General features: G+C 45.0%; 2 protein-coding genes. One reads left to right on the forward strand and one right to left on the reverse strand.

Annotated features, from left to right (window positions below):
- Positions 1-125: 125 nt before the first annotated feature.
- A complete protein-coding gene (locus REG_RS09140; RefSeq protein ID WP_039908489.1) occupies positions 126-869 on the forward strand; it encodes an Ig-like domain-containing protein in 744 nt (247 codons plus the stop codon).
- 54 nt (positions 870-923) lie between these two features.
- On the opposite strand, the gene thiI is transcribed toward REG_RS09140, so the two are convergent.
- Positions 924-2384, reverse strand: a complete 1461-nt coding sequence (gene thiI, locus REG_RS09145) for a tRNA uracil 4-sulfurtransferase ThiI (RefSeq protein ID WP_006705375.1) — start codon at positions 2382-2384, stop codon at positions 924-926.
- Positions 2385-2452 lie beyond the last annotated feature (68 nt).

The raw sequence follows: 2452 nt of genomic DNA on the forward strand, positions 1-2452 counted from the left end.
CAAACCGAAAATGCTTGCCGATGGCAATGATGAATCTATTTTGACCTTTACTGCTAAAGATGCCGATAACAAACCCCTCAGTAAGCTTCAAGGTAAACGACGCCGCTGACACCATACTGAGTAAAGTGACGGAGCAAGACGGTGGCATTTACACCGCTACCTTGAAAGGCAGTGCCGCCAAAGAGGTGGCGATTGAGCTACAGATCACGGGTAAACCCGTCGCCGGGATCCCATCGCCCCGCGTCACGTTAAAACCCCAATTGATTTTTACAAAAGTACGGGTCAATGGGGCTGAATTTGATGTCGATAAAGGCTTCCCAAAAACCGGGTTTGAAGGGGCTCGTTTTCAATTGCTGGTCAATGGAACAGAGGCTAATAATAAAGACTATGATTGGAGTTCGTCTGATCAGAATGTCTCGGTAGATCAAAATGGTCGTGTGACAATGGTGAGTCCACTCGACTCATATTCTCCTACTGTTAGCATTACGGCGAAAGATAGAGACATACAGAATAATATGCAATCTTATACATTTACGTTAAAAGCATGGTGGATCAATAGTGGTCTTGAAGAAGTCCTCTATAGCCAAGCTCACACCATTTGTGACAATGGAGGCGACGATTTTGAATTAGACTTTGCGTCTTACATAACCAATGCAACAGAAACGGAAAAAAGAAACGCGACTCGCGCCGCTAACGGTAAATTATGGAGTGAATGGGGAAGTATGAGCCATTATGGCCATGGTTGGCAAAGCGATAACTATTGGATTCGGGACGATGGCCTAAGTGTTCACTTAGGCAACGGACACATAGTTGAAACCCCAAGCAGCCCCACTCGCACTGGCTATGGGGTTTGTTCAAAATACTATTAATTTTCATATTCTAGCGAGTGCTCCGCTTCTGACCACGCGGAGCACAATGAGTCGCTAACCGGGCGTCTCATTTTTTTCTTTTTGATACACTTTCACATTGGTAAAACCCTGTTCGCGTAAATCAAGGGCTTGTAAACGGCTCATGATGCCCCGATCACAATACAACAAATAAGTTTTACTCTGATCAAGCGTGCTAAATTGGCTCCTGAGTTTATAAAAGGGCAGAATGTGGACTGGATCTAAATCCAATGGTTTTTCTTCTTGCTCTTCCGGCGCGCGAATATCTAACAAGACATCACCTGCCGTCATTTCAGTGACCGTTTCAATCGGTAATAAAGAGGGATCTTGCTGCGCGATTTCACGGATATCGCTATTTTTAGCTTCACTGACGGCGCGATCGAGCAGAGAAAAATCAAAATGAGACTCTTGCGCTTCAATTTCGGCTTTCACCGCTTTTACCGTCGGGCTTTTGGACATCACACCACAATACTCTGGCATCGTTTTAGCAAATTCTTCAGTACCAATTTCACGCGCCAATCGGATAATCTGTTCTTTATCATGCGCGATTAACGGACGTAAAATCAGCGTATCGGAAACATTATCGATGACGTGCAAATTGGTCAGCGTCTGGCTGGAAACCTGCCCTAACGCCTCGCCGGTAACGATAGCCTGTACTTTATAACGCTCCGCGATTTTAGTCGCCGCACGTATCATCATCCGTTTTAGCACCACCCCCCTTTGGCTATCGCTCACCTTGGTTAAAATTTCAGCCACAACTTCGGCAAAATCAATACTCACAAAACGCACGCGATGACAACGGCTAAAGCGATGCCACAGATGGTAAGCTACCTGTTTAACCCCCAGTTCATGCGCCACTCCTCCGAGGTTAAAAAAACAAAAATGGACTCGACAGCCTCGGCGCATCAGCATATAACTGGATACGCCAGAATCAAAACCACCGGAAATCAATGATAATACGTCTTCTTGCGTACCAATCGGTAAACCACCCAACCCTTGGTGACGATCTTGGATCAACCCGAGTTGATCTTCATCGATGGTTAAACGTACAGTGACCTGAGGACAGGTTAGATCGACTTTGGTATTTTTAATCTGTTGATTTAATCTAGCACCAACATATCGCTCGACCTCGAGGGAAGAAAACGAATGCTGGCCACGGCGTTTAACCCGTACACAAAAGGTTTTATCGACCAATAGATCATGGTAACAAGCCAGCGTCTGCGCAGAAATATCCTGCATATCCTTGTAACTATGCTCCTCAACTTCAAGAATATGGTGGATCCCGGGGAGACGTGTCAGCGCATCACAAATTTGGGGAGCCTGCGCACTATTTTTTGTCCGCACCTCAATATAATCCCAATGACGAACCACCGCCAATGAATCACAACAGGGCTTCAGTATGTTGCGAATATTAGTGGAAAGGATTTTAATAAAACGTAATCGCACAGACTGGCTTTTGATAGTTATTTCTGGCGACAATTTAATGATAAACTTCATGGCAACTTTTCGTTATTTGATAAGGCGCGAAGTCTATCATCAATAGACTTGTTACAAAAAGCCCATGG

The organism is Candidatus Regiella insecticola LSR1 (assembly GCF_000143625.1).
Classification (GTDB): domain Bacteria; phylum Pseudomonadota; class Gammaproteobacteria; order Enterobacterales; family Enterobacteriaceae; genus Regiella; species Regiella insecticola.

Bases quoted from the DNA above. Each gene is read 5' to 3' on its own strand.
- thiI (WP_006705375.1), bottom strand. From the start codon at position 2,384: ATGAAGTTTATCATTAAATTGTCGCCAGAAATAACTATCAAAAGCCAG.